We start from the raw sequence: 25212 nt of genomic DNA, 5'->3' as shown, positions 1-25212 counted from the left end.
AACTTTTGCAAGATCTCTATTGCTTTGATTAAGCCTCAACCACAGGAATACGGGTCAGATCACGTTCAGCATCCGTTTTTGGACGAATTTGTCCACGCACTTCGGCAAATTGGATATGCGGATCTTGTTGTTGTTCAGCTTTGGCATTGATAAAGGTCACGAAACGTTTACGTACTTCAGGGTCTTCAACTGCAGTACGCCATTCATCTTGATACGTCCCAACCACATGGCTCATACGGCGTTCGAGTTCAGCAGCGACATCCAAAGAATCATTGACCACCACATCTTTAAGATAATCCAAGCCACCTTCCATATTGTCACGCCATACTGAAGTCCTTTGTAAACGATCAGCTGTTTGGATATAGAACATAAAGAAACGGTCGATATATTTGATTAAAGTTTGCGTATCTAAATCAGAGGCCAATAGTTCTGCATGGCGTGGTTTCATGCCACCATTACCGCAAACATATAAATTCCAACCTTTTTCAGTGGCAATGACACCAACATCTTTACTTTGCGCTTCGGCACATTCACGGGTACAGCCTGAAACTGCCATTTTTAATTTGTGTGGTGAACGTAAACCCTTGTAGCGATTTTCAAGGAAAATGGCTAAGCCCACCGAATCATCCACACCATAACGGCACCATGTGCTACCCACACATGACTTCACGGTACGCAATGATTTACCGTAGGCATGCCCTGACTCAAAACCTGCATCAATCAGTTTTTTCCAAATTTCAGGCAATTGATGCACTTGCGCACCAAACATATCGACACGTTGACCGCCTGTGAGTTTGGTATATAAACCATATTCCTTGGCAATTTGACCAATCGCAATCAAGCCATCAGGAGTGACTTCACCGCCTGCCATACGCGGCACGACCGAATAAGAACCATCTTTTTGAATATTGCCAAGGTAATAGTCGTTACTGTCTTGCAGTCCTGCATGGCTTGGTTTGAGGACAAAATCATTCCAACAAGAAGCCAAAATATTGGCAACCGTTGGTTTACAGATGTCGCAGCCTAAGCCATGTCCATGTTGCTGAATCAAATGATCAAAAGTTTTAATTTCATTGACACGAACCAAGTGATACAGCTCTTGACGAGAATAGGCAAAGTGTTCGCAAAGATGATTATTCACCGTCACGCCTTGACGTTGTAATTCTGATTTCAAGACTTGCGTCACAAGTGGTGCACATCCACCACACGCCGTTGCTGCTTTGGTGCATTTTTTCAACGCACCCAACGAGGTTGAACCGTCTTGAATTGCCGAGCAAATATCTGCTTTTGACACATTATTACATGAACAAATGGTGGCACTGTCAGGCAGAAGGTCTACACCACTTCCACCTGATTTTGAGGTGGATTGTGCATACCCCGGCATGATTAAACTTTCAGGATTTTCAGGAACGTCCAATCCATTCAGCATCATTTGTAATAAGTCGTTGTATTCTTTGGCACAGCCGACCAGTACTGCACCTAAAAGTTTGGTTTTTTCTGCATTGACCACGATCTTTTTATAGATCATGGCATCTTCATCGGCAAAGAAATAGCTCAAAGCATTTGGGGTCATGGCATGTGCATCACCCACAGAGGCAACATCAACCCCCATCAGTTTAAGCTTGGTACTCATGTCTGCGCCTGCAAACTCAGTACAGTTTTGCTCAAGGACATGTTTTGCTGCAATACGTGCCATGTCATAGCCCGGTGCAACCAAGCCATAAATTTTATTTTGCCATAATGCACATTCACCAATCGCATAAATGTCTGCATTGGATGTTTGGCAATAATCATTGATCACAATCCCGCCACGCTCACCAATGGCTAAACCACTTTGACGCGCGAGTTCATCACGTGGGCGAATGCCTGCCGAGAATAAAACAATATCAGTTTCAAGCTCAGAGCCATCACCAAACTTCATGACATGCGTGGTCTTCACACCGTCTTCAATTGAAGACGTGGCTTTTTGAGTATGAACTTTCACACCCAAATTTTCGATTTTAGAGCGTAAAACCTTACCGCCCAAATCATCAATTTGTACTGCCATCAAACGTGGTGCAAATTCAACCACATGGGTTTCCAAGTCTAAATCACGTAGGGCTTTAGCTGCTTCCAACCCCAATAAACCACCACCGATCACCACACCTGTTTTGGCATTCAAACTTGCAGCACGAATCGCATCTAAATCTTCAATGGTACGATACACAAAGCAATTTTGACGATCATTACCCGGAATCGGTGGCACAAAGGCATAAGAACCTGTGGCAAGAATCAATTTGTCATAGCTGATTACATCACCATGATTGGTGGTCACGAATTTATTTACAGTATCTATTGCTGTTACTTTGGTACTTAAACGCAGATCAATCCCATACGCATCGGCAAAGTCTGAACGACACAAGGTTAAGTCTTTCGCTGATTTTCCTGTAAAATATTCAGTCAAATGCACACGGTCATAAGCTAAGCGCGGTTCTTCTGCCAAGATGGTGATTTCAACTTCATCGCCTGCATGCTCTAACACAGATTCAATGAATTTATGCCCTACCATCCCGTGACCAATCATTACTAATTTCATTTCAATTCTCCTCAATTCTTACGATTATTTGTTCACTTAAGCGGCATTGTTTTGTTCAAGACGATCACGCTCTAACACAGCAGCTTCAAATAATTTTTGCTCTTTCTCTTTATGCTCAACTGAGAATCGAATCATCAACACACAACTTGCGGCAATGACCACCAAGCCTCCAAGTACCATCAATGTGGTTTGAATATCCAACATGCCTTTAAGTAAGAACCCTGCTGCCACTGCACCCACATTACCGCCTGCACCGATAATGCCCGCGACACCGCCCAAGGCATCACGATCAATGAAAGGAACGAGTGCATAAGTTGCGCCACATGCCATGTGGGTAAATAAAGCAAATACGGTCATTGCGAGGATTGCGTAGATAGCCGTGTTCATTTGTGAGAATACAATGAGGAATAAACCTTCCATTAAAATCATCGCAAACAATACTTTAGTACGACCATCCAAACCTTTTTTGGTTGCCACTTTGTCTGAAACAATCCCACCCAAGGCACGGGCGAATAGTGCAAGTAAACCGAAAATTCCTGCTGCCATCCCTGCTTCTTTTAAACCAAAGCTGAAATGATCCACGTAGTACATTGCCACAATGTTGTGAATGAAGATTTCAATCCCGAAACATGCTGCATATGCACCAAATAAAATCCATACACGGTAGTTTTTAGCAGCGTGTTTTAAAATCGCAACACCGCCTTTTTTATCTGAACCTACGCTGATACCTTGTGCACGAAGTTCCTTAAAGTCGCCTTGTGGACAGTCTTGCGTAAACTTCCAATACATTGCTCCAACAATCAGCATCATCACACCTGATACAATCAGTGCAACTCTCCAACCCATCGCTTGCTCAACGCCAAACATCACCAAAGCACTGAGCATTAACGGCATTAAAGCTTGTGTTGCGCCACCGCCTGCATTGCCCCAACCTGCTGTGGTTGCATTGGCAGTCCCGACCACATTTGGCGCAAACATAATACTGGTGTGATATTGGGTAATAACAAAGCTCGCCCCAATCGCCCCGATCAATAAACGAAAGAATAGAAAAGATTCATAGCTGTTGGCGCATGCCACACCAAATACAGGAATACTGCCGATCATTAATAGTGCGGTATAGGTTCTACGCGGACCGTATTTATCACACAGTGGCCCAACGATTAAACGAACCACAATGGTGATCGCAACGGCAGCAATATTGATATTGGCTATCTGATCTTTAGTCAGATGAAACTCACCTGCGATCACAGGCATTAAAGGTGCGCATGCGAACCATGCAAAGAAACAGACAAAAAACGCGAGCCAACTCATATGGAAGGCTCTCATTGCTGCGCTGCTAAAACTAAAAAGACTAATTTTTGTTGCTTTTTTTGCTTCTAAATTTGAAGACATCGCCATCTCCTACCTGAACTGAACGTATTGGGTTTTCTGAAAAGCAACCATGCATTTCAGATCGATCAGAGCGGACGTCGTTGGCCGTCTTACAAATTTTTTGGAGTCGTCTTTGACTCATTAGAGATAAAGCAATGAGTGTGCCAACCCTCACAAAAAAACAAATAAGTATTTGTAATTTAATTGTTTATTTCTAAAAACAAACTGACATTAAAAATAAATAAAAATACGGCGTTCATTTTTGAATTTTTAATTTCATCTCTAAAATATCCAGCGCATAGTTATAACGCAGACCTGCATCAATACAGTGCAAGATCTTAAGGTTTGGATATTAAAAATTCTTGGCACTTAATTTGCTTATATTTATAAAATTAATCTCAGGACAAGCCTGAATTTTTGCATGTCAAAATTAAAAATAGCGCTCATCGATGATGATGTTGATCGCGCATCATTTATCAAAACCTCATTAATCGAGCATGATTTCGAGGTGACAGCTTGCCTGATGATTGACCATTTAAATCATATGGATCTGCAAAGTCTGCAAGCAGATGTCATCTTGCTGGATATGGATCATCCGCATCGGGATATTATTGAAAACTGCGTTCATCAATTTGATCTGCCTACTGTTCTATTTACTAAAAATACGCATAAAGACACCATAAAAAATGCCATAGAAGCAGGTGTTACAGCGTATATTGTCGATGGCATTGACCCGATAAAGCTGGAAAGTATTTTAGAGATTTCAATTGAACAATTTAAAAAACATAAAAAACTGCTGAAAGATTTAAATGAGACCAAGGGTAAATTGGCCGACCGTAAAGATATAGAGAAAGCCAAAGTAATGCTGATGCAAATTCATCATATTCAAGAAGAACAAGCCTTTGCTCTGCTTCGTAAAAATGCGATGAGTCAGCGCATAACAATGGGTGATATGGCCCGCCGTTTAATTGATGCTCAAGCTTTACTGCTGTCTAATTTTAAGGAATAACAATGAATGCGCTTGAAAAAAATAACATTCAATTAGGCTATATTCCTCTGCTTGATTGCACAGCCATACTTTGGGCACATGAAAAAGGCTATTTCGCTGAACAAGGCTTAAATGTCAAATTAGTCAAAGAGCCGTCTTGGGCAAGTTTACGCGACCGTTTGGCTTTCGGTATATTGGATGCTGCCCACTGCTTGTCTGCCATGCTTCCTGCTGCTGCAACGGGCGGCGACCATTTAGGAATTCCATTACAAACATCTTTAGTACTAAGTACTACCCGCGCTTATATCAGCTTAAGCCAAAAGATCTGCTTTGATACAGGTATAACACAAGCTCTTAACCCTCAAGAATCTGCACACAGAATAGTGCAATGGATTCAAGATGGTGCAAAAGTTCAATTAGCACATGTCTTTACGCAGTCTTTACATCATTATTGTTTGCGTGAATGGCTGGCTTTAGCAGATGAAAATATTGCCAAATCATACCGTTTGTCGTCCCTGCCGCCGCCATATATGGTTGAAGCAGTTTCTGCGCATCTAATCGATGGCTTTTGTGTAGGTGAACCTTGGAATATTCAAGCTCAAATACAAGGCCATAGCCAAATTATTGCAGAAAGCCGTCAGATTATTCCTGAAATTGCAGACAAAGTTTTAGCAACAACCCAAGTATGGGCCAAAGAACATCCCAATACCCTGCAAGCAATCAAAGAAGCGATACAGCGCGCACAGCAAGAAATCAGCAATATGCAGTCATTGCAGCCCGTATGGCAAATGCTGGAACAATACGAAATTATTCGTTTCAGCTGTTCAGAACAGATATATGTTGAACAATTCCATAAGCTGCAATCCATTATCCGCTCTTTTGGGTGTCAGCTCCCGCCCAAGCTTCAAGACTTTATTTGGATTATGCGGCAGATGATGAAATGGGAAGATCTAAAACTTGAGGAACAGCAAGTTGCAGCCTTCGCCTCACAATGCATCAGTTAAAAATAAAAATGCCTGATCTCAGGCATTTTTGACTTCATTATTTACACGCAGCAAATAAGGCTCATAAATTCGCTAATGCTGTCTTTTTGCAATCAATACTGCATCTAATTTGAACTCATACATATAACGTCAAGCTTAGAAAAAGCTGATCTGTTCTAAATTATCTTCAACAATTTCAAGCCAAGCCCTGACTGCTGGACTCATTGCTACGGTTCTATTCCATGCCATACTGAGTGTCCAATTAATATTGGGGTTCTCTAAAATACTATAGCTGTATTTTTCTTTATTTAGCTGCTCACAGTATTTTTCAGGCAAAAGCGCAATACCGACATCCGAGTCAACCAATTTTGCTATAAAGTCCCATTGGCTGCTTTTACACACTACACTTGGCTCAAACCCTGCATCCTGCGCAGCTTGCAGGATCATTGTATTTAAACGAAACGTGTCATTAAACAATAAAAATGATTCTTCTTTCAGCTCACTTAGCGACACATATTGCCGCTTTGACCAGCCAGAACTTCTTCGCGCCAATAAGCACATCGGAGAATCGACAATAGGAATGCCGTTTAAAAATGGTTTAAGATGCCCCAAGATAATGCCAACATCAACCTTTCTGGCCAAAATGGCATCTTCGATGCCATTTGCTCCAACTTCAAAAAAACTCAATTCTATTTGAGGATATTGTTTATGAAATTTCGCTATTAACCTGCTGAACATCGATGAACCTATCGGCGGCAATCCAATGGTTAATTTTCCCTGCTTCAAGTGGCTGACTTTAGCAACTGTTTCAAACATCAGCCTATGCTGCTCCAGCATAGCCAAAGCCTGCTGATAAATATGTTCACCAATATATGTTAGCTCTACATCACGTTTTCGCCCAGCCCGCCCTTTATGAAATAAAGCGGCCCCAATCTCTTCTTCTAAAGCGTCAATCGCTTTACTGACTGTCGGCTGCGTTACACAGGCCTCTTCTGCTGCTTTGGAGAAACTTTGCAGCTGAACAATACTGACAAATATTTTTAGATTTTTAATATCCATGAAATATTCCAAAACAGCATAATTATTTTTCAATTATTCATAATTTTTATATGCGGTCAATTTTAAAATAAAGCCAAGTTATCTGCACATCCGTTTCATCATGTTTAATATTTTCAATATCCAGCAGTATTTACGCATACTGCTTCAGTTAGGTCTGTTAATTGCCATTTGGCTGTTAGGCGCACAAATCCAGCAATGGCTGAACTTGCCTATTTCAGGCGGTGTCATTGGGCTGCTGCTGGTATTAGCCGCATTGCTGAGCGGCATAATGAAGCTGGAATGGATTGAGGCAGGTTCAAACTTTATTTTAGCTGAACTTGTTTTGCTGTTTATCCCCTGTGTTGTCGGCATTATGAAATATAAAGACCTCTTTATAAGCCAAGGCTGGCAGCTGGTGCTGAGTGTCGTACTTGGCACTTTATTTGTTATGGTCATTACGGCATATACAGTCGCTTGGGGCTTTAAATTGGAAAATGCAATTAAAGCAAAAAGGCTCACCGCTAAAAATATGCAGCAAGCAGGTGAAAAATAATGAATACCGCATCTATTTTTTGCTTGCTGGCAACCATAATTTTCTATTTGCTAGGAAAGAAATTCTATAAAAAATTCCCTTTCATATTATTTGCTCCCGGTATCTTTGTACCCATTATTCTTGTTTCAGGGCTAGTTCTCTTTAATATTTCTTATGAAACCTATATGTATGATAACCAATGGCTCATGTGGCTGCTTGGTCCAGCAACGGTTGCATTTGCCATCCCGATTTATACTTACCGCGCCATGATTAAAAAACATGCTTTTGCCATTAGCTTAGGCATTGTCGTTGGCATGCTGGCTGGTATTGTGAGCTCATTTTATTTGGCAAAGCTGTTCCAGTTTGACACTGCGACGTCTTATAGCCTCATGGCGCGGTCAATATCAACGCCTTTTGCCATGGAGTTGACTTCCAATATAGGAGGCTCTATAGAGCTTGTTATTTTATTTACCATGATTACGGGTACAGCTGGCGTAGTATTCGGCGACGTTATACTGGCCGCACTCAAACTCAACTCACACTTTGCGCAAGGTGCTTCTTTTGGCAATTCAGCGCATGGTTTTGGTACAAGCCATGCTTTTTCACGCCATACCGAAGAAGGTGTAGCAGCCTGTTTAACCATGGTGCTGGCTGGGGTATTTATGGTTTTAGCTGGCCCGTTCCTTATCCGCTGGACAGTCGCGCTGCTCTAATTTAATTTTAAAACCGTAGGAGCATCTTAAGCTTTTGCGGTTTTAAAACACCACGATCGCTGTTATTCGGCGTATAATTCGGCTCACTCAATCTCTCCCTCTAAAGCCTGCAAAATAGCGCGAACACGAGCATGAAATGTCAAAAAATTTAGCAACATTGATTGGCTTCAGCGCAATTTTACAATGGTCTTCGATTGTCGGCCTGCTTAAAAAAATCAGTTTCAGTATTGGGCCTAATCTGGCGGTGACCTTTATGTACACCTTCAGTACCGTGATTTTACTGCTGCTGTTCCGTATACCAAAGCTTAGAGAAATCCCGCGTATATATCTCATTAGCTCAACATTACTGTTTTTAATTTATGAGCTGTGTTTTTCATATGCCATTGCTTTCGCTCAAACAGCACAGCAGGCTATTGAAGTCAGCTTGGTGAACTATTTATGGCCAAGCTTAACGATTGCAGCCCTCATTGCATTTAAAGAGCTGAAGTTCAATATTTTTGTTGTATTGGGTTTAGCTGTCAGTCTTGGCGGCATTGTCATGATCCAATCAGGTGCTGGCCATTTTTCATGGTCAGCTGTGCTGCAAAATATACAATCTAATCCCATAAGCTATCTTTTAGCTTTTATCGGCGCAGTACTGTGGTCAATTTACTGCGTGATGACTAAAAAATACAGCCAAGGCCACAATCCTATTGCTTTCTTTTTTGCGGTGATTACCGCGGTACTCTGGCTGAAAATGTTTTTTCTGCATGACTTCAGTATTCAGGACTTGCCGAAAATAGATACGGCGCTTGGTCTATATATGCTGCTGGTTTCTGTTGTGACCGCTTTAGGTTATGCCGCTTGGAATATTGGAATTATTAAAGGGAATATTGCTCTGCTGGTGACACTCTCCTATTTCAGCCCGCTATTTTCATCTCTTATTTCAATGATGGTGTTAAATGCACAGCTGTCTGCTGAGTTCTGGCAAGGCGCTTCGCTGGTAACAGCCGGCTCTTTTATCTGCTGGATTTCCACCAATTGGCAAAGTATCCGGCAGCGCATCAAACCTATATTACATACGTAAAAAAAGCCTGCATAAAGCAGGCCTTTTGTTACTCGGAATTAATAAGTCACCCGTTTATACTCACGGTATTCAGGTTTCCAAAAATTGCGTTCAATCGCTTCTTTTATCGCTTCTTCACTCACTCGAGGCGCCACACCGTCATCCATTGCGGCTAAAGCCACCCGCAGAGCAATAATTTTTGAAATTTCTTGAAGCTGATCTAAATTCGGCAGTAAGTCTGCGGCTGGATCTTTCAGCTTTGGAGAGCATTCAGCCAAAGCATTGCTAGATGCCATAAGCATGCTGTCTGTCACACGTGATGCTTTACATGCAACAACACCAAGACCGATCCCTGGGAAAATATATGAGTTATTGCACTGTGAAATATTGATGATGCGGTCATGATAGTTCACTGGAGCAAACGGACTGCCTGTTGCAATTAACGCGCGGCCTTGAGTCCATTGAATAATATCTGCAGGAACTGCCTCTACACGTGAAGTCGGGTTCGACAATGGGAACACAATTGGGTTTTCACAATTGGCCGCCATAGTTTCAATGACTTCTTGCGTAAACAGCCCCGGCTGACCAGAAACTCCGATCAGCACTGTCGGCTTAGTGTGATGTACAACATCCAATAAGGAAATAATATCATCTGCTTGCGCCCAATGAGAAATATCTTCAGGCTGCTGGGCAAGCTTGCGCTGGAAGTCTAAAAGGTTAGGCTGATTTTCAGTAATCAAGCCAAAACGGTCAACCATAAAGACACGTTTTCTTGCTTCAGCATCGGTTAAACCTTCCGCACGCATTTGCGCAATAATTTGCTCTGCGATGCCGCAGCCTGCTGAGCCTGCGCCAAGGAATGCAACGACTTGATCTTTCAATTGTTTATTTGATGCATGTGATGCCGCAATTAAACTGCCGACAGACACTGCTGCTGTCCCCTGAATATCATCATTAAAACAGCAAATTTTGTCTCGGTATTTCTCCAACAGCGGCATTGCATTTTTTTGAGCGAAATCTTCAAATTGAATTAAAGCATCTGGCCAGCGTTTTTGAATCGCTTCAATCACGGTATCTACAAACTCATAATATTCATCACCGCTGATACGAGGCTGGCTCCAGCCCATATAAATCGGGTCATTTAACAGCTGCTGATTATTCGTGCCGACATCTAAAGTAATCGGCAAGGTGTATGCAGGGCTGATACCGCCGCAAGCCGTATACAAAGACAGCTTGCCAATCGGGATACCCATGCCGCCAATACCTTGGTCACCTAAGCCTAAAATCCGCTCACCGTCTGTAATCACAATAACTTTGACATTCTTTTTGTTGACGTTATACAAAATATCATCAACATGCTGACGGTCTGCATACGAAATAAATATGCCTCGGTGACGGCGGTAAATATCTGAAAAATGCTGACATGCCTCTCCGACTGTCGGCGTGTAAATAATCGGCATCATTTCTGTTAAATGACTTTCAATTAAGTGATAAAACAATGTCTCATTGGTATCTTGAATGTTGCGCAAATAAATATGTTTATTGATTGGATCACTAAATGAACTGTATTGCTGATAAGAGCGCTGGCTTTGCTCTTGAATATTTTCAATTACATGCGGCATAAGCCCATGTAAGTTAAAATTTGAGCGTTCCTCTTCTGAAAAGGCCGAACCTTTATTTAACAGCGGAAGTTCAAGCAAAGTATTCCCTGCATATGGAATATATAAAGGACGTTTAGCTGGATTTGCACTAGACATGAATACACTCATTTCATTGATGTTCTTGGCGCTGCAAGCAGAATTTACAGCGGCCGTTTTATAGATTATTTGTATAGCTTAACTCAAAATAAAGCACTTTTATCATTCATATAATAAATACCTAAACTCAAACAATTTAGACCAAGAATAAAGATTTAAAAACAATCAAAATACAATATTCATGAGATAAAATCGTATTTTTAAGCCTAAAAAGAGTACAGCGTTATATTTTTTTAACCATTAGATGATAAAAGTAAATTTTTACTCATATAAAAAATATGAGCTGCTTTTACATAATAACAAATATATACGGCATATTGCATTTCCCAGCTAAATGTAATCAATCTGTTTAAACTATTATTTAAATTAAGATAAAAAGTGAATAGCTTTATATCAAACTGTGGTCAAAATACTGCTTTCGGCAACATTGCCTTATTCTCTTAATAAATAATCTTTGGCATTTCAGCCCATCAGGCCATAAACAAATAGTGTAGATATTTTGCATGCATATAAACATATGTCACATATACACAAGAAAAATCCACATTCACTGCTACTTTTTTATAGATGCTTTAAACAAGCCTTGAACACTGCGGTGCAGGCAATCTGCTGATAGGTATAATGCCCTCAGCATTTTGTTCAATAAACCTTCATTAAGCAGAACAATGCTTAGATCAATCAAATTGAGGTCATAATGATGATAAAAAAAATAGCTGCTGTACTTGGACTCTCAGTTATCTCTGCGATGGCAATGGCTGCCGACCCGCTGAACGGCACCAAATGGAAAACCATTGATGATGCAACCCAAAAACCAATGTCTGTTGTTGAGTTTAAAGAAACATCAAACGGTGTGCTGAGCGCAAAAATTGTCGATGTATTTACCCCCGGTGAAGCTGAGAGCTGCGTGAAATGCACAGGTAAATACCATAACAAGCCATTAAAGAACCTGCAGATTGTTTCTGGCCTAAAAAACACAGGCAAAAACACCTATGATGGCGGGAAGATTACGGACCCTAAAAATGGAAAAACTTACAGTTTTAATGCCAAATTATCTCAAGATGGTAAGACCTTAAAGGGCCGCGGCTACATTGGCGTATCGGCCTTAGGCCGCAGTCAAACATGGATTCGTGTTAACTAAATTAAGTAAGATATAAAAAACGGCTCCGATTGAGCCGTTTTTTATGCAGCTCCGCTTTAAGCCCAAATGACCATCATGGCTGCAATTACAACAAGCAGTAGGCCCCAGTGGTCTGTTCTCGCCAGTTTTTCCTTGAAAAAGAATGCTGAAATAAGCAGACTGAATAAAATTTCTATTTGTCCCAAAGTTTTTACAATCGCAACGGACTGCATACTCATCGCTGTAAACCAGCCCAATGATGCTAAGAAGCTGCACACACTGACTTTAAACGTTAGACCTATACGTTCCCACATGGCTTTAAGTGTTGGGCGGCTGAATAGTCCAAGATACAGCAGCATACTGATGCACTGAAAAGCAATCACACAGAGCAATACCCAAGAAGCGCGGTGTAAAAATGGCAGGCTCTCCAATTCAAGGCTTGCCTCACGGACTAATAATGATGTGATGGCAAAACTTAGACCGCTGCCGATGCCAATCAGCAGTGTCGGCCAAGAAAGCTGCTTAATTCCGCCGCCTTTACTTAACAAGAAGACAGCTGCGCCGCCTATCAGCACCCCCATCCAGCCCCAGAAGCTCAGAAACTCCTGTAAAAAAACTGCACTGACTAAAGCAGCCAATATCGCTTCGCTTTTAGCAAGACCAACACCTACAGCATAGTTTTTCTGCTTAAAAAGCATCACCATTAAAATGGTGGCTAAAATCTGGCTTGAACCTGAAAAGAAAATATACACCCAAAATTTTGCTGTAAATTCTGCATGTATTGCAATTGGATAACTTTGATATAGCCAAGTGATATATATTGCGGCAAAAGGCAAACCAAATAAAAAGCGGGCCAATGTAACGCCGTAAACATCGACTGTTGTACTGAGCTGTTTTTGAAATGCATTGCGCCAAGATTGCATAAATGCAGCCATGAGCGTAAAAAGTATCCAGCTGGAGAACATAAAGATTCCAAAGGCAGGAGTTATGTGAATATTGGAGTTTAATTTACGCCTATTCGAAGCGTAATTCGAGTAAAAATAGAATTTAACCCATTGAACTTTTTTATCTTTGTCTAAAAATCTAGTTATTATTATTTTTTAAAAATTAGAAACGATGCTGAAACACATATTTATTTTACTGGTATATGGCAACTGAAAAGATGACGCTTAAATAACAGCAGATGCCGCGCAATATATACGCGGCATCTTATTATTTAACTTAAAAGAACTTTGCCAAATTGCTCACGCAGGTCCTTTTTGAGCATTTTTCCTGTACCGCTTAAAGGAATTGCATCCACAAAAATCACTTTATCTGGAATCTGCCATTTAGCTACTTTGTCTGCATAATAGTCTAAGATTTCAGTATCCGTTAAATCTGCCTCTGGTTTTTTAATGGCAATTAAAATTGGACGTTCATCCCACTTTTCATGCTCAGCGGCAATCACGGCAGCCATTGCAATTTTAGGATGACCCATTGCCAAATTTTCCAGCTCAACAGATGAAATCCATTCACCGCCTGATTTAATCAAATCTTTTGAACGGTCACTAATCGATAAGTAGCCATCATCATTCAGCGTTGCAATATCACCAGTATCAAACCAGCCATCTGACGTTAATGCTGATTGCTCTTTGCCAAAATAGCTTTCAACAATCCAGTGTCCCTTAATTTGTAAATTGCCAGAGGTGTGACCATCACGCTCAATTTCATTTGTGCCATTTTCTTCATCTGTAATGCGCAAGCTGACACCAAATGGCGGACGGCCTTGAGATAAGCGGATTTTCAGCTTTTCTTCTTCTGAAAGGTGCATATGCTTAGCTTTGTACTGGTTTGAAGTGCCAAGCGGACTGGTTTCTGTCATGCCCCATGCATGCAGCGTTTCACAGTTGAACTGTTCCTTAAATACCCGCAGCATGGCTGGCGGACAAGCAGAGCCGCCGACAACATTTCGGGTCAGGCTTTCTAATTTTGACCCCGACTGCTGCGCTGCGCCAATGAGGCCTTGCCAAATTGTAGGCACGCCAAGTGCAACTGATACTTTATATGTATCAATAAGATTGACGAGGCTTGCTCCATCTAAGCCAGGACCGGGAAGCACAACCGTACAGCCGACCATAGCTGCTGCATATGGCGTTCCCCATGCATTGACATGGAACATCGGGACCACAGGCATCATGACATCACGTGCTGAAATATTCAGTGAGTCTGGCATACAGATTGCGTAGCTATGCAGTGTAGTCGAACGGTGGCTGTACAATACCCCTTTAGGATTGCCTGTAGTACCAGAGGTATAGCAAAGAGAACTTGCGCTTAACTCGTCCAGTTCAGGCCATTCAAAATCTGGTGTTTGAGCCGCAATTAAGTCTTCATAGAATAAAACATCAGGCATTGCCTCACTGACTGCTGAATCGGCTGCATCTAAACAGATAAATTTTTCCACAGTTTTTAACAGCGGCTTCACAGCTTTAACCAAAGGTAAGAATGTTTTATCAAAAATTAGAACTCTATCTGCTGCGTCATTTACGATGAAAACCAGCTGTTCTGGGAACAGACGCGGGTTAATAGTATGGCAAATCAGTCCGCTGCCCGAAATTGCATACCATGACTCTAAATGACGATGATTATTCCATGCAATTGTTGCGACTCGATCACTGGTTTGCAAACCAAATGACTGCAAAACATTTGCAAAGCGCTTAGCATTATCTCGAACTTTCGCCCATGTGGTCTCTACCATACTGAGATCAGTATTGCGTGAAATAATTAATCCATCTGCGTGATAGCGTCCCGCATGTTCAATCATACTGCTGATAAGTAATGGCTGAAACATCATATTGCCAAGCATGTTTTGCTCCTTTATCTCTATATTTTTAGTCCATCAATGGACTTTAATGTGTTCAATTTTTTTTATTGCCGCAAAACAAATAGCACAAAAATATGCCTAAATTGCTCTGAATTATTATTAACTTAGAATTTTACTTTTGACTACTGTTTTTACATTTAGTTATTTAATGCTTTGGTCGAGTGTTTCACATTTTTCTTCAGGACTGCAGCTGGCCCCCAATTTAATGCTGCAAAAAGATATAGCAATAAAAAGCCCAAAATATTTTGGGCTTTTTACATCATGAGGAGCTAAAGCTTGCTTTTGGCTAGCCCATATTTAATTTGTCTGCATTTACTGCAATGGCTACACCTAAGCAGAATAAACCTGCATATACAGCAAACCAGATGATCATATTTTTAAATGCTTTATCTGAAATACTGCTGTCAGCATATTTTGGCGCTTTGTTTTGCGGCTCTTGACTCATATCTGCACCTGTTTCGTGTGAGCTAATAACAGCATTATGGTATAAACGAGATTCAGTCTGTAGATACAAAAAAGCTTTAAAAAAATATAACAGATTCCTGCTTTTCTGATTATTTTAGTCAACTTTTTACGTTTTATCAGGTATTTTATACAAAATATAGGTACAGATTTTAAAGTATATAAAATGTTTAAATCCGAAAAATTGGCTCTGCATTTACGTCAGCTTATTGACAGCGGCCAATGGAAAGCACATGAAAAGCTGCCATCTTTGCGTGAACAGGCGCAGATTTCCGGTTATAGCCTGATTACTGTGCTGAATGCCTATCAGACACTGGAAACACAAGGCATCATTTATGCCAAAGATAAATCTGGATATTATGTCAATGAGCGCAGCGCAAGCCAAACGCTGCTGAATGCAGGCGTACATGCAGCTGAACATATTCAAATTAACTCTGCTGTATTTCATTATCTTAAAAATACACAAGCTGCGGGCTTTATCCCTTTCGGATCTGCTTTTCCAAATCCTGAGCTGCTCTTCAACCAAAAATTTATGCAGCTTTTAGCGCAGCATGCGAAACGAAAACAAAGTTACTTAAATAATGACAACATGCCTCCAGGCAATTTAGCGCTGCGCCAAATGATTGCCAGCCGCTATATGATGCAAGGCGTGCAATGCAACTCAGATGACATTGTCATTACATCTGGCGCATTAAATGCTCTAAATTTAGCATTAGAGGCTTTGACCAAGCCTTCAGATGTTATTTTACTGCAGGAAACGGTATTTTATGGTGCATGGCAAGCGGCCGAACGCTTAGGTTTACAAGTCGTTACTATTCCCGATCACAGCGAATTTGGTCTGCATATAGAAGCCTTTGAAAAAGCCCTTCAGCAGTATCCTGTTAAAGTGTGCTGGCTTATGCTAAACACCCAAAACCCGCTCGGATATACAGTTTCAAATAACATTAAGAAAAAAATCGCAGCGCTGTTAGAACAGTATCAAGTCTATTTGATTGAAGATGATGTTTATTTAGAACTGAATTATGGCGGGAAAAAACCGCTGCCGATGACTTATTTTGATCAGCATCAGCGAGTGCTGCATTGTTCGACCTTTTCAAAGTCTTTGGGTATGGGGACGCGTGTAGGCTGGATTCATGCACGTCAATTTTCAGATGCTATTCAGCATTTGCAGCTCATGAGTACTTTATCGGTCAGCCCTTTGGTACAAAATGCGCTGGTCGACTTTTTATCGCAGCATCACTATGAAAAGCATTTAAGGCATTTATGTTTACGCTTAGCTCAGTACAAACAAGTCATTTATGATTATTTAAAATTGCATTTACCGCAGCAATGCAAAGTGGATATTTATCCTAGCGGTTATTTCCTTTGGATTAAACTGCCCGAATATTGTGACAGCTACCATATTTACCAAACACTGCTGCAGCATAAAATCAGCATTGCTCCGAGTTTGCTGTTCAGGCCCAAACACAGCCTGCAAAATTGTATCCGGTTAAATTGCTCTTATGAGCTTCATACGGATATAGAACAAGCTTTGCAGCAGCTATGCCGCGTCATTGCCGATAACATAGCTGAAAAAGGCTGAACTTTCTCTAACAGTAAACCGTATTAGAGTACTGCTCTTTCATATGCTATTGCTTCTAGATCATACACTTGATAAATACAGTCAAACAGTGAATTGATATGTTCACAGTCCTCATTTTGCCGTACATTTAAATAGATCGGACTGACGGCCGCGCAATCTAAAATCGGTAAATAATGCACATTTGCCAGCTGCAGCGCTGCGGCGCTTTGCGGCACAACACAAATACCGACACCGCATGCAACACGGCCTAAAGCTAACTGTAAATCCCGTACAAACTGCTGTTTTTTCGGGATCAGGCTGCATTCCGTAAAACGCTGCAGCAAATATGTCGCAAAATTTGGCCCAGCCGAATTGGGATATAAAAATAGCTGATCTTCTGCAATCTGCTTTAAGTAAATTCCTTGTTTTTGCTGTGCTAAAGCATGGCTGGCATGTACTGCCAGCACCAAGCTTTCATTTCTCAGCAGCACCCTGCGTAATGCGACATCGGCAATACAATAACGGCCAAAGCCAATATCAATACGTCCTTCTCTCAATGCCGAGGCCTGCTCATGCGAATTCATTTCCAGCAATTCAATATGGACATCCGAGTGCTGCGTATGAAACAAATGAATAATTTTAGGCATTACGCCATACATAAGCGAATTAACAAAGCCGATGCGTAAACTTTGATTATTTGCAGCAATACGCTGCGTCATGGTTTTAATTTCGTCCGCATTAGACAGCAGCTGTTTCGCATGCAAATAAAAAAAATGACCAGCTTGGGTCAGCTGCAGCGGCCTGCTCTCACGTTCAAACAGCTTTGTTCCTAAACTGCTTTCCAAATTTTGAATATGCCGCGTCAGCGGCGGCTGTGCAATGTTTAACTTTTCGGCTGCTTTCGTAATACTCTGCGCATCCGCCACAGCAGTAAAATACCGTAATTGTCTCAATTCCATGAGTCGTTCTAAACCTTTTAGCGTCAGCAAGGCATAGCTGAGCCATTACATATTTTGAATCTTTCTATTTTATACATTATCGTGGCCTTAAGTCTGTAAGCAAGCAGTAAAATACCATAGTCTTAGAATGAAATGATTAAGTTCAAAAATGCTTCCGCGCGACTGAAACATTCGATTAAGTGATGTGACGGCGCTCATTCCGCACAACATAAAAGATACTGAATAGCTGAAATATAACAGCGCAAAAGACAAAATAGCTTTTCAATATTTTATATGGATATTCAATCTTATTTTAAATGCAAAGCTGTGCAGCAAAATTGCAAACAGCAGCAGATGAATGATTGCAGACATCATTCTGCTTCACATTATAAAGAGATGACCTGCTGGGACTATAACTGGCGTAAAAATGGCGGTGCTGTACGCATGCTGGGATCAGCAAAAAAGAATCATTTTACCCGCAGGAAGAGGATTAAAAATCTGTGTTTAGGCCTCTTCCGCTAAATACCAGTTTTTCCAAGAACTGCTGCCCCGAACAGCAATAGGCACAGCTGGAATCAGCTTTTCTTTTAAGACCTGTGTTTGCTGTACAGCTTTAGCAAGCCGCGCTTTTACTGAATGGATGCATTCACGGTCGCCAAATTCACAGCGGTCTAAACTTGTACCGCCGCAAGGGCCATTGGCTAAACCTTTAGGACAGGTTTCAGGACAAATATATAAGGTATCACCCAAACGGCATTGCCCGCAGCTTTCACAGCCTACAACACCATGTTTACTGATATATTCTGTTTTCAGTAAGGTTTTCGCTGCAGATGCACGCTCCCAAAATGACGCTTTAAAAATAAAGCGTCCCAAACCTCGGGCAACTTTCGAATCAAACAGCGCATCATGCATAAGATGCAGGTGGTGATATTTGATCAGCTGACTTGATGATGGGGGACGGGAAAAATAGTTTAATTCAGGCTGAAACTCGTGGCCGCTTTGTATTTTCCATAATTGATTCCACAGCCTTTCAAGTGCATCCAAATCTAAATGGCTATATTGCTCTATATAACGCTCCAGCAGCATTTGCTCTTCAGGCTTATGACAAGCAGAAAGGTCAACACCTGCAAAACCCAATTGTTTACAGATCAATATTTGCAAAGCACAGCGTAAATAAACCTGCTCGCTTAATCCCGCCTCTTTTTCATCGGCTAAAACCTTGAACATATGCGGTGTAATCACAATGCCTGCCACTTTATGTTTCAGCATAAATTTAGCACGCGCCCAACTTAGCGGCATCACGCATGCCAATATATTTTGTGCATAATGATGCTGTTTTAAAAATGCCCTCGCCTGCTTTAATGCAGCGATATCATAGCCCAATTGGGTAATAATAAAATCTGCGCCCGCTTTGATTTTTTTGTGCAATTTTAAATATTGCGCATCACGTTCTGCTTCGGCATATTTAAATGGATTAAATGCGGTTCCAATACAAAACCCGCCTGCTTTTTTTGCGGCCATGACGGCATTCACCGACTCTAAATAGCGGCTGCGCTCCACAGCATTGTTCCCATTTTGATGCTCTTTTAGCTTATCGCCAGTCAGCAGCAATAAATTTTGAATATTCGCAATTTTAGCCTGTGCTAAAAACCTTTCAAAATCCTGAATATCTCTGCCTTTACCTGCAAAGTGCAGCACTTTTTCAGCATCCTTCGGATATTTTTTGCTTGCCTCTAAGGGAGATACATCATGGTCTGAATGTACGCGGTCTGCTAGCGTCATCACGGCGGGATAGCCTGCAAATTGATTTCTTACAGGAAAAACCTCATTCAGTGATGTGAGGTATTCTACTAAAATACAAAATTGACCGCTTTGGAGATAGGAAGAAAGCAAAGACATAAAAGCGCTAAAACTATAAAGTAAATATCAAGAAGCCACATATTATAATTCTAGGTCTGCTTTCAAGGCTACAGTCTCATAGTGAAATACCTGCTGTTAAAAAATCACAAAAAGTTGCTATAGCCGAAAAATAAACTGTGCAAAAATACCTATTTGTAGAAAAAAGATTGAAATTAAGAATAAAAATCTAGGTGGCCTATGAAGTATTTCGCATGTGCTGAATGCGGTAATCAAGTGTTTTTTGCAAATTCATATTGTGTGAATTGTCAAACTGCGCTTGGCTATATTGCATCTGAAAAAGATATGGGCAGCTTCAAAAAATACAGCAATAACTTATGGCTAGCACTCAATCCTGCGCTCAAGGGCAAACGTTATAAACCTTGTTATAACTATCAGCATCACAGTGTGTGCAATTGGGTGATTCCGATAGAAAGCGAGGAAATTTACTGTGAATCCTGTCAGCTGACGCACATCATTCCAAGCCTGGATAACCCTGACCATATTGTGTATTGGGCACGTCTAGAACACGCCAAACGCCGTTTTTTATATTTAATGCAGCGCTTAAATATTATGCCGCGCCCCAAAAAAACAGATGATGACCGTTTTGGCCTGCGTTTTAATTTTCTGATGCCGCAAGCAGACTTCCCTGTGATGACAGGCCATGCCAGCGGGGTAATCACTTTAAACGCAAGTGAAGCTGATGTCATTTACCGTGAGACGACGCGCATAAAAATGGGCGAAAACTATCGAACACTGCTGGGACATTTCCGCCATGAAAGCGGCCATTATTATTTTGATTTAATTCAGCATTTACACCCAGATTTAATACATGATTTTCGTGAACTATTTGGCGATGAGCGGCAGGACTACACTGAAGCCTTAAAAAAGCACTATGAAGACGGCCCGCCAGATAATTGGCCAGAATCCTTTGTCAGCTCCTATGCCAGCACTCACCCTTGGGAGGACTGGGCAGAGACTTGGGCGCATTATTTACATATGATGGACACTCTGGAAACCGCCTACTATGCAGGCTTAGAAGTCCGTACCAATAAAAATGGCTTAAAAAATCTTGAAATGCTTGAAAATCCAATAGGCGGAAAAAATTTTGATTTGCTGCTGCAGCACTGGATAACCTTAACATTTAATCTAAATGCGCTGAATAGAAGCATGGGGCTGGATGATGCCTACCCATTTACTTTATCCAATGCAGTTCTCAACAAACTGAAATTTATTCATAAGCATATATTAGAGAAAGTATTTTCTGCCGCTGCAAGTTAAGGCCGAGCACCACTTGCACATAAACAATCAGATTCAGTTAAAATATGCCCAAGTATATTTGGGTCTATTATATGCCGACGCTGCCAACATTCCGTTTAAGTCTTTTAAGCCTGCTTAGCTTGAGTCTGCTGTCTGGCTGCCAGCTGATAAAATTACAAGAAAATCAGCTCAGTACATCTTTAGCGCAAAAGAACGACAGTATTTTAACCACACATCATTTGAGTGAAGCGACTCGGCAGCTTTTGTCCTTAGAAGCGATTGAAACTTCTCAATGTTTGGCTCATATCAACGAATGTGCAGCCCAATTGCATGCAGAAAATACTTTAGATAAAGAACAAGTTTATGCAGCCGTCAGTGAACTTTATTTATCAAAAGCGCTGCAAATGAATAATGCTAAAGCCTGTACGTCAAATCAATCTGCAGACAGCTGTACAGCTGAGCAATTAGGCTACTTAGATAAAAGCTTACGTAATAGCTTTGTATATTTGTTCTATGCGCCGCATAGCCCTTCCAGCCGTGTTTTTGATTTAAGACAAGGCCAAGTCCGCACATTCTATAATGTCGCTTTGTCGCAAATTATTTTAAAGACTGCAAAAGCAAAAACTGCGGCGAAAACTCCTAAAAACATACAGGTAGGCAAATCTGAATATGCTATAGATATATCAAAATATCCGAGTCTGCTCAATGCTCAAATCAGCCAGCTGCAATCCAGCTATAACTTAAATTTTACATGTTTAGACCGCATTAACCGTCAGGAAGGCATTGGCGCTGAATTTGTCATTCAAAAAGCGATGCCGCAGCAGAATAGCCCATTCATACTCGATCCAGAAAGCGTTTACCAAGACAAAAGCAATCCTAATATTCGTGATCCGCGTTATTTGGCGCTCAGCAGCATTGCATTGCCTGTACAGCCTGAGGCAACTGCAGCGCAAGTGCTCTCAGGTCAGGCCGAATTTAAAATTCAGCTGATTGACCCAAACCTGTACCAGAGCGCTCATATTCAGGGACAAGATTACACGCTGACGGTAAATTACTCTGTGCCTTTTGGTTTATGGCTTAGAAAATAAGTTAGGTACAGCAGGTTATTGGACGCTGCTGAACCGTGAAGAACGTCTGCAAATGCCGCACTTATTCAAGCTAGAACCTTATCAGCCAAATAAAAAAATTATTGTGATGATTCATGGCCTTGCCAGCAGTCCTGAAACTTGGGTTTCCTTAACCAATAATATTATGGGTGATGCAAAGCTGCGTGAGCATTATCAAGTTTGGCAAGTATTTTACTCTACCAATATGCCAATTTTTGAAAGCCGTTTTCAAATTCATGCTCTGCTGAAACAGGCCTTTACTCAAGTTGAACCAAATTCTGTTTCATCGCACGATGCGGTTCTTATTGGCCACAGTATGGGCGGTGTCATCAGCCGTTTACTCGTGAGTGATGCAGACATCAATGCACAAGCTGTACCGCTGCTTAATTATGAACAGAATATTCAGCTGCAGCGTAATCCGATCATTCGTGAGCGTTTTATATTTAAACCGCTGCCGCCGTTTAGCCGCGCTATTTTTGTTGCGGCGCCTCATCGCGGCAGTGAGTTGGCAGAAACATGGTATGTAAATATTGCGAAGAAATTGGTGAAACTGCCTGTCAGCTTCTTTGAGCAAGTAGATGTTCATTTAAACTCAAAAAATAGCACAGAAGGCATGATTCACTCTGGCCCAGATGACCTGCGGCCAAGTTCACGCTTTATGGCCCTAACGCAGAACGTCCAGCCAAAGTCTGGGATGATTTATCATTCCATTATTGGCAATGCAAGCAAGTCAGATGATAAACAAAACATGTCGGATGGTATTGTGCCTTATGCAAGTTCGCATTTGGATGGCGCTATTTCAGAGTCAATTTTAAAAGGCGGACATTCTATACATGCCGAACCCGAAACGTTAATTGAACTGCGCCATATTTTGCATGAGCATTTAGATAAATAAAAATAGAATGCTTTATCGAATTTTTTGAATTGTCCAAAGGGGCTCTAAGCTTTCCATAAGTTGTGCCGCAATTTATGGAAAGCCCAGATACTTTCTAGATCAGCATGATCATTTCAGCTTTATTTGCGGTCACTTTCTTTAAATCTATTTATCCATCTTACCGCAGGAGGTAGACCGCTTTGTGCTGCTTGACGGTAGTAGCTCACCGCCATTGCTGGATTCATTTCTACTCCCATTCCGTTATGATAAGTCATCGCTAGCTCCAGCAATGCTTCAGGTACACCTTGATCTGCTGCAGCTTTAAAGTAAGGCATTGCATATTTATAGCTGGAAAATAAACTGGTATCAGATGTATCTGCAGGTACAAATACATACTCCCGAGAATACAGCCAGCCTAATTTGTAAATTGCGTGCGCGTTTCCCTGTGCAGCCGCTGCTTTCAACAAATTTTCCGCTTCTTTGAAATCCTGCGGCAAATATTTAAAGCCTTCTATACGAAATAATGCCAGCTTATATTGCGCCGATGCATTGCCCTTCTGCGCTTGCTGCTGCAGTTTTTGTATACCGGCTTCTGTATAATCTTCATCAATCAATTGGTCACGCTGCTGTGTTTTAAGCCAGCGCTGATATTCCTCAGGTCCACTGCTGTGTACTGGATTGAACCACCCAGGAATATCAATCATCTTTCCAGAAAGTAATGCCGAATAATTCATGGCACGACTGTCACCTTTACGCGCAGCGCTTTCAAACAGCGGTAGAGCTTTAGATCTGCCAGTCTCATTGTTTTGATTCATATACATACGCGCCAGCTCGTATTCGGCCAAAGTAAAGCCTTGTACAATCGCAGCCTGATAAAGCTGCACTGCTTGCTGCTGATCAGCACTCACACCCAAGCCTGTTTCAAGTTTTTTGGCCATATTGAACTGAGCTGCAGGATGCCCTAATTTTAAAGCCTGAGAAAAATACTGATTTGCTAAATTATGATTCAAGCTGACCCGCGCAGCGGCATTTTCAATAGAACGCCCATTAGTTAAAGATGATCTGTAGTGTTTAATGGCCTTGTAATAGCCAGGATCAAAATTTTTAGGTATAAACTCGCCAAAGCCGTCATACAAGACGCCTAAATTATTCATTGCTTCTGGCAGTTGCTGCTTAGCGGCCTGCTCAAACCAGTAAAGCGCCTGCTGTGAATTTTTTTCTGTCCCAAATCCAATAACATACATATAGCCTAAATCATTTTGCGCGATTGGATTGCCTTGCTTGGCCCGCCCCATATTTTGCTGGAACATTTGCGGCGCCTCTGTTTTAACAGCCCTAAAATAATAACTGAATGCATAAGGCATGCTCATCTCAACACCTATGCCTTGCTCAAACATCAGGCCTAAGTTGTAGTTTGCATCTGAAAGTCCAGTCTGAGCCGCTTTCCCGAACAGCTCATAAGCTTTTAGAGTATCTTTTTTTACGCCAATACCGCGAAGATACATCTTGCCCAAATTATTTTGCGCTTTAGGATTATTTCTTGCCGCAGCGGTATTCGTCCACTCATATGCTAAACGTAAATTTTTTTGAACAAAATCTCCTTGCAGATACATTTGCCCTAAGTTGACCTGTGAAGGTTCATGACCTTCTTTTGCCCATTGCGTCAGCTGTGCAATGAACGGCTGATGATGATGACTGGCAGATGAGCTCATCAACTCCTGCATGGTTTGATCAAATTGCTCCTGTGAAGGCAAAGCATAGACCATAACAGGCGTTAATGAGGCAAACAGGCTGATGATCAACGGGATCAGTTTCTTTGAAGACGTGTACATTTTTATTAATACATCCTGTAATCTTAATTTTGTTTCAGCATTTAGTAGCTCGAATCTCTTAAACGTGAATCAATGTCATCTGCTTGCTGTAATTTTTCTGCTGGCGCAGCAGCTTCAGAGCGGTAACCTGCTGAACGGACGGGCTGATCCATTGGTGTTTCTGCGGGAGGGTTCTTCGTCGTTTTATTCTGCAGCGGTGTAGACTGTTCTAGCGCTTTCTGCTGATTTGGCTGATTTGGCTGATTTGGCTGATTTGGCTGATTTTGCTGATTTTGCTGATTTTGCTGATTTTGCTGATTTTGCT

Annotated in this window: 21 protein-coding genes and 1 pseudogene; 11 read left to right on the top strand and 11 right to left on the bottom strand. The window is 41.4% G+C overall.

The features are described from left to right. Positions 1-28: 28 nt before the first annotated feature. Positions 29-2575 (bottom strand): nitrite reductase large subunit NirB, encoded by a 2547-nt coding sequence (gene nirB / locus D7V32_RS08960; protein ID WP_120402544.1) that lies wholly within the window; start codon positions 2573-2575, stop codon positions 29-31. 36 nt (positions 2576-2611) lie between these two features. Next, complete coding sequence (locus D7V32_RS08955; protein ID WP_120402580.1) at positions 2612-3967, bottom strand: MFS transporter; 1356 nt, start codon at positions 3965-3967, stop codon at positions 2612-2614. 400 nt (positions 3968-4367) lie between these two features. On the opposite strand from D7V32_RS08955, the gene D7V32_RS08950 reads away from it, so the two are divergent. Together D7V32_RS08950 and D7V32_RS08945 are read left to right on the top strand one after the other, a co-directional pair. Beyond that, positions 4368-4955, top strand: a complete 588-nt coding sequence (locus tag D7V32_RS08950; protein WP_120402543.1) for an ANTAR domain-containing response regulator — start codon at positions 4368-4370, stop codon at positions 4953-4955. Positions 4956-4957: 2 nt separating this feature from the next. Further along, positions 4958-5938 carry an ABC transporter substrate-binding protein gene (locus D7V32_RS08945; RefSeq protein WP_120402542.1) on the top strand — a complete coding sequence of 327 codons (981 nt, stop codon included), beginning with the start codon at positions 4958-4960 and terminating at the stop codon, positions 5936-5938. Between the two features lie 135 nt (positions 5939-6073). Here the strand turns inward: D7V32_RS08945 and D7V32_RS08940 are convergent, their stop codons facing one another. After that, positions 6074-6976, bottom strand: a complete 903-nt coding sequence (locus D7V32_RS08940; protein WP_120402541.1) for a LysR family transcriptional regulator — start codon at positions 6974-6976, stop codon at positions 6074-6076. Between the two features lie 100 nt (positions 6977-7076). On the opposite strand from D7V32_RS08940, the gene D7V32_RS08935 reads away from it, so the two are divergent. The 3 genes from D7V32_RS08935 (at position 7077) to yddG (ending at position 9266) form a co-directional block, all read left to right on the top strand. Next, positions 7077-7508: a CidA/LrgA family protein gene (locus D7V32_RS08935; RefSeq protein ID WP_120402540.1), complete on the top strand. Its 432-nt coding sequence runs from the start codon at positions 7077-7079 to the stop codon at positions 7506-7508. Further along, positions 7508-8200, top strand: a complete 693-nt coding sequence (locus D7V32_RS08930; protein ID WP_120402539.1) for an LrgB family protein — start codon at positions 7508-7510, stop codon at positions 8198-8200. Before D7V32_RS08935 ends, D7V32_RS08930 begins: the two co-directional genes overlap by 1 nt. Before the next feature lie 136 nt (positions 8201-8336). After that, complete coding sequence (gene yddG / locus D7V32_RS08925; protein ID WP_120402538.1) at positions 8337-9266, top strand: aromatic amino acid DMT transporter YddG; 930 nt, start codon at positions 8337-8339, stop codon at positions 9264-9266. A gap of 38 nt (positions 9267-9304) precedes the next feature. Here yddG and D7V32_RS08920 read toward each other — a convergent pair whose 3' ends face one another. Continuing rightward, positions 9305-11002 carry an NAD-dependent malic enzyme gene (locus D7V32_RS08920; protein ID WP_120402537.1) on the bottom strand — a complete coding sequence of 566 codons (1698 nt, stop codon included), beginning with the start codon at positions 11000-11002 and terminating at the stop codon, positions 9305-9307. 700 nt (positions 11003-11702) lie between these two features. Here D7V32_RS08920 and D7V32_RS08915 point away from each other — a divergent pair. After that, the gene (locus tag D7V32_RS08915; RefSeq protein WP_120402579.1) at positions 11703-12140 is read left to right on the top strand and encodes a DUF2147 domain-containing protein; all 438 of its coding nucleotides are present in this window, start codon (positions 11703-11705) and stop codon (positions 12138-12140) included. A gap of 56 nt (positions 12141-12196) precedes the next feature. Here D7V32_RS08915 and D7V32_RS08910 read toward each other — a convergent pair whose 3' ends face one another. The 3 genes from D7V32_RS08910 to D7V32_RS17285 all read right to left on the bottom strand — a co-directional run bounded on the left by D7V32_RS08910 (position 12197) and on the right by D7V32_RS17285 (position 15424). Then, positions 12197-13084 (bottom strand): DMT family transporter, encoded by an 888-nt coding sequence (locus D7V32_RS08910; RefSeq protein WP_120402536.1) that lies wholly within the window; start codon positions 13082-13084, stop codon positions 12197-12199. Between the two features lie 251 nt (positions 13085-13335). After that, on the bottom strand, positions 13336-14961 hold the full coding sequence (locus D7V32_RS08905; protein WP_120402535.1) for a long-chain-fatty-acid--CoA ligase: 1626 nt from the start codon (positions 14959-14961) through the stop codon (positions 13336-13338). 304 nt (positions 14962-15265) lie between these two features. Further along, entirely contained in the window at positions 15266-15424 is a 159-nt protein-coding gene (locus D7V32_RS17285) for a hypothetical protein (protein WP_171407625.1), read from the bottom strand. 183 nt (positions 15425-15607) lie between these two features. Between D7V32_RS17285 and D7V32_RS08900 the strand changes: the two genes are divergently transcribed. Beyond that, complete coding sequence (locus tag D7V32_RS08900) at positions 15608-17023, top strand: aminotransferase-like domain-containing protein (protein ID WP_120402534.1); 1416 nt, start codon at positions 15608-15610, stop codon at positions 17021-17023. Between the two features lie 23 nt (positions 17024-17046). Here D7V32_RS08900 and D7V32_RS08895 read toward each other — a convergent pair whose 3' ends face one another. Then, positions 17047-17961 carry a LysR family transcriptional regulator gene (locus D7V32_RS08895; protein WP_120402533.1) on the bottom strand — a complete coding sequence of 305 codons (915 nt, stop codon included), beginning with the start codon at positions 17959-17961 and terminating at the stop codon, positions 17047-17049. A 327-nt stretch (positions 17962-18288) separates the two neighbouring features. On the opposite strand from D7V32_RS08895, the pseudogene D7V32_RS17890 reads away from it, so the two are divergent. Continuing rightward, positions 18289-18425, top strand: a pseudogene (locus D7V32_RS17890) (epoxyqueuosine reductase QueH); the annotation flags it as partial. Between the two features lie 19 nt (positions 18426-18444). Here the strand turns inward: D7V32_RS17890 and D7V32_RS08885 are convergent. Continuing rightward, positions 18445-19839, bottom strand: a complete 1395-nt coding sequence (locus D7V32_RS08885) for a methylenetetrahydrofolate reductase C-terminal domain-containing protein (protein WP_120402531.1) — start codon at positions 19837-19839, stop codon at positions 18445-18447. Between the two features lie 198 nt (positions 19840-20037). Between D7V32_RS08885 and D7V32_RS08880 the strand changes: the two genes are divergently transcribed. The 3 genes from D7V32_RS08880 (at position 20038) to D7V32_RS17880 (ending at position 23097) form a co-directional block, all read left to right on the top strand. Beyond that, positions 20038-21117 carry a zinc-binding metallopeptidase family protein gene (locus tag D7V32_RS08880; protein WP_120402530.1) on the top strand — a complete coding sequence of 360 codons (1080 nt, stop codon included), beginning with the start codon at positions 20038-20040 and terminating at the stop codon, positions 21115-21117. Between the two features lie 71 nt (positions 21118-21188). Beyond that, positions 21189-22184, top strand: coding sequence for a hypothetical protein (locus tag D7V32_RS17885; protein ID WP_322898860.1), 996 nt, complete (start codon positions 21189-21191; stop codon positions 22182-22184). Continuing rightward, positions 22162-23097, top strand: a complete 936-nt coding sequence (locus tag D7V32_RS17880; protein WP_322898859.1) for a lipase family alpha/beta hydrolase — start codon at positions 22162-22164, stop codon at positions 23095-23097. The genes D7V32_RS17885 and D7V32_RS17880 overlap by 23 nt, the downstream gene beginning before the upstream one ends. A gap of 119 nt (positions 23098-23216) precedes the next feature. Here D7V32_RS17880 and D7V32_RS08870 read toward each other — a convergent pair whose 3' ends face one another. Both D7V32_RS08870 and D7V32_RS08865 read right to left on the bottom strand, forming a co-directional pair. Next, entirely contained in the window at positions 23217-24908 is a 1692-nt protein-coding gene (locus D7V32_RS08870; protein ID WP_120402529.1) for a tetratricopeptide repeat protein, read from the bottom strand. Positions 24909-24949: 41 nt separating this feature from the next. Further along, a partial coding sequence (locus D7V32_RS08865; RefSeq protein WP_213072547.1) for a hypothetical protein occupies positions 24950-25212 on the bottom strand: 263 nt, incomplete at its 5' end.

It is taken from the genome of Acinetobacter tianfuensis (assembly GCF_003611465.1).
In the GTDB taxonomy this organism is placed as follows: Bacteria; Pseudomonadota; Gammaproteobacteria; order Pseudomonadales; family Moraxellaceae; genus Acinetobacter; species Acinetobacter tianfuensis.
Note: the sequence above shows the minus strand (reverse complement) of the source record. Positions and strands in the feature narration are given on the sequence as shown.

Bases quoted from the DNA above. Each gene is read 5' to 3' on its own strand.
- D7V32_RS17885 (WP_322898860.1), top strand. From the start codon at position 21,189: ATGCCGACGCTGCCAACATTCCGTTTAAGTCTTTTAAGCCTGCTTAGC.
- D7V32_RS08910 (WP_120402536.1), bottom strand. From the start codon at position 13,084: ATGTTCTCCAGCTGGATACTTTTTACGCTCATGGCTGCATTTATGCAA.
- D7V32_RS08880 (WP_120402530.1), top strand. From the start codon at position 20,038: ATGAAGTATTTCGCATGTGCTGAATGCGGTAATCAAGTGTTTTTTGCA.
- D7V32_RS08940 (WP_120402541.1), bottom strand. From the start codon at position 6,976: ATGGATATTAAAAATCTAAAAATATTTGTCAGTATTGTTCAGCTGCAA.
- D7V32_RS08935 (WP_120402540.1), top strand. From the start codon at position 7,077: ATGTTTAATATTTTCAATATCCAGCAGTATTTACGCATACTGCTTCAG.
- D7V32_RS08945 (WP_120402542.1), top strand. From the start codon at position 4,958: ATGAATGCGCTTGAAAAAAATAACATTCAATTAGGCTATATTCCTCTG.
- D7V32_RS08885 (WP_120402531.1), bottom strand. From the start codon at position 19,839: ATGTCTTTGCTTTCTTCCTATCTCCAAAGCGGTCAATTTTGTATTTTA.
- D7V32_RS08950 (WP_120402543.1), top strand. From the start codon at position 4,368: ATGTCAAAATTAAAAATAGCGCTCATCGATGATGATGTTGATCGCGCA.
- D7V32_RS08930 (WP_120402539.1), top strand. From the start codon at position 7,508: ATGAATACCGCATCTATTTTTTGCTTGCTGGCAACCATAATTTTCTAT.
- D7V32_RS08870 (WP_120402529.1), bottom strand. From the start codon at position 24,908: ATGTACACGTCTTCAAAGAAACTGATCCCGTTGATCATCAGCCTGTTT.
- D7V32_RS08905 (WP_120402535.1), bottom strand. From the start codon at position 14,961: ATGCTTGGCAATATGATGTTTCAGCCATTACTTATCAGCAGTATGATT.
- D7V32_RS08955 (WP_120402580.1), bottom strand. From the start codon at position 3,967: ATGTCTTCAAATTTAGAAGCAAAAAAAGCAACAAAAATTAGTCTTTTT.
- D7V32_RS08920 (WP_120402537.1), bottom strand. From the start codon at position 11,002: ATGTCTAGTGCAAATCCAGCTAAACGTCCTTTATATATTCCATATGCA.
- D7V32_RS08895 (WP_120402533.1), bottom strand. From the start codon at position 17,961: ATGGAATTGAGACAATTACGGTATTTTACTGCTGTGGCGGATGCGCAG.
- D7V32_RS17285 (WP_171407625.1), bottom strand. From the start codon at position 15,424: ATGAGTCAAGAGCCGCAAAACAAAGCGCCAAAATATGCTGACAGCAGT.
- nirB (WP_120402544.1), bottom strand. From the start codon at position 2,575: ATGAAATTAGTAATGATTGGTCACGGGATGGTAGGGCATAAATTCATT.
- yddG (WP_120402538.1), top strand. From the start codon at position 8,337: ATGTCAAAAAATTTAGCAACATTGATTGGCTTCAGCGCAATTTTACAA.
- D7V32_RS08900 (WP_120402534.1), top strand. From the start codon at position 15,608: ATGTTTAAATCCGAAAAATTGGCTCTGCATTTACGTCAGCTTATTGAC.